This window comes from Halomonas terrestris (assembly GCF_049166755.1).
Classification (GTDB): domain Bacteria; phylum Pseudomonadota; class Gammaproteobacteria; order Pseudomonadales; family Halomonadaceae; genus Halomonas.
Genome location: NZ_JBMHFZ010000047.1, coordinates 1 through 2,168 on the forward strand (window position 1 = coordinate 1; position 2,168 = coordinate 2,168).

A 2,168-nucleotide genomic window follows, 5' to 3' on the forward strand; every position below is an offset into this window, starting at 1 on the left:
CTGGTGTTCCCGGCGATCGTGCTGTTCCTGCCCCAGTTGCTCTATTGATGGTCGTCCGAGCGAGGGCGGCCCGAGGAGAATTGCGATGAACATGGACGAGTCCGGACTCGATGCCAGGCATCCGGGGGGTGAGGGGGCGCCGTCGGCCCCCAGGGCGGAGCTGGACCTCAACCAGTTCCTGCCCTATCGGCTCAACCGCCTGGCGGACCAGATCAGCCAGGCGCTGGCCGAGCTCTATGCCGAGCGCTACCAGCTCAACGTGGCCCAGTGGCGGGTGCTGGCCTGGCTCAGCCACTGCGACGACCTGACGGCGAAGAAGATCTGCGCCTATACCAACATGGACAAGGCGCGGGTGTCGCGGGCCATCCAGGCCCTGGAGGAGCGCGGCCTGATCTCCCGAACGCCCTCGCCACGGGACCAGCGGCTGCACGACCTGCACCTCACCGAGGCGGGCCAGGTGCTGCTGGCCGAGCTGGTGCCCGAGGCCCAGGCCTGGGAGGCGGAGCTGGTGGCCACCCTGAGTGCCGGCGAGTATCGCGACCTGCTCAACGTGATGCGCAAGCTCGAACGCCAGCTCGAGCGTATCGGCTGAGGCTCTCTTCTCTCTATACAGGGACAGGCTATACAGGGACAGGCTATACAGGGGCAGGGGCCTTTCTGCCGACTCCCTGCGCGGGCGTTGCCCGAGCGCCGGCAGCAACGTGTTGCCGGTTTTTTGTTTGCAGGCTATCTGACGTAACGTAATTTTCTGCCGGGGTCCGGATGGCTCTCGTCCACTGCATGCCGGGCCATGTGCCAGGAGGTGATTTCATCATATTGTTTTTTAACAATTTTCTATGCATTCTACTTAAGTTGTATTAGCTATTGGTCGTGATGGCGTTGCACTCATGGCCATGGGAAAGGCATTGTATGCCGGGAAGTGTTTCCTTGGGCGGTGTTTTGAAGAGGTTTGATGTATCGCATCAGCCGCCCTGAAACCCCGCTCTCTGCTACCCGACGATACCGCCAGCTGCCCGCGACGACGGAGGAACTGAACAATGAACAAGACAACAGGCCTGATACTCGGCACCCTGACAGCCGCCATCATGAGCACATCCGCCCTGGCCCAGACCACCATCACGGTCAGCACCTGGGCCGGCCCCAACCACGGCATCAACACCATGGTCTGGCCGACCTGGAAATCCTGGATCGAGGAGGCCACCGACGGCCGCGTGACCGTCGAGGTGGTTCACGACATGGGGCCGCCCGCCTCCCAGATGGAGATGGTGGCCGACGGCATCGCCGATGCCACCTGGGTCTTCCACGGCTACAACACCGGCCGCTTCGAGCTGACCAAGCTTCCCGAATTCCCCACCTTCGAGGACTTCTCCTCCGAGAACGCCTCCGCCGCCTACTGGCGCACCCACCTGGAGCACCTGGAGCAGGCCGGCGAGCACCGCGGCGTCGACGTGGTGGCGGCCGGCGTGCACGGCCCGGGCTGGATCTTCAGCAGCGAGCAGTACGAGACCCTCGACGACATGAAGGGCAAGCGCATCCGCGTCGGCGGCGGCGTGATGGGCGACCTCTCCAATGCCCTGGAGCTGACCGGCGTGGCCCTGCCCCCCACCGGTGTCTACGAGGCGGGCTCCCAGGGGGTCATCGATGGCGCCATGCTGGTACCCGAGGGGCTGCGCAGCTTCCGCGTGGCCGAGATCTTCCCCTACACCCTCAAGGTGGATGGCGGCTTCTATCGCGGCAGCTTCACCATCGTGGTCAACCCGATGATCTGGGACCAGATGTCGGCAGAGGACCGCGAGGCGGTCGAGGCCGTCTCCGGTGAGCGCCTGTCGCGCCTGTTCGGCTACATGATGGACGTCTCCGACGTGCGTGGCGTCGCCTTCGCCGAGGAGCAGGGCCACACCTTCACCGAGCTCGGCGACGACGACCTCGAGACCCTGCGCGGGATCAGCGACGACATGATCGAGGCGTGGGCCGAGTCGGTCTCCGCGAGCCGCGATGTCGATGCCATGGCCGCCATCGAGTTCTTCCGCGAGCAGCTCGCCGCTGCCGCCGAGGAAGAGAGCGTGGGTGACCTGGTGCCCGACGACTACAAGTAAGTCCTTCCCGTCGCCACATTCTGTCGCCACATGGAGGGCGACCGACCATGCATTCCCCGACGACCCGCGCCG

2 protein-coding genes are annotated in these 2,168 nt (G+C 64.9%); both read left to right on the plus strand.

Going from position 1 to position 2,168, the window contains the following annotated elements; genetic code table 11:
* Window positions 1-91 precede the first annotated feature (91 nt).
* Window positions 92-592: a MarR family winged helix-turn-helix transcriptional regulator gene (locus ACOMD9_RS21015; protein ID WP_421417970.1), complete on the plus strand. Its 501-nt coding sequence runs from the start codon at window positions 92-94 to the stop codon at window positions 590-592.
* Window positions 593-1,037: 445 nt separating this feature from the next.
* Window positions 1,038-2,096: a TRAP transporter substrate-binding protein gene (locus ACOMD9_RS21020; protein WP_421417969.1), complete on the plus strand. Its 1,059-nt coding sequence runs from the start codon at window positions 1,038-1,040 to the stop codon at window positions 2,094-2,096.
* The last annotated feature ends 72 nt before the right edge of the window (window positions 2,097-2,168 follow it).

Coding starts and splice junctions, on each gene's coding strand:
- ACOMD9_RS21015 (WP_421417970.1), top strand. CDS start 92: ATGGACGAGTCCGGACTCGATGCCAGGCATCCGGGGGGTGAGGGGGCG.
- ACOMD9_RS21020 (WP_421417969.1), top strand. CDS start 1,038: ATGAACAAGACAACAGGCCTGATACTCGGCACCCTGACAGCCGCCATC.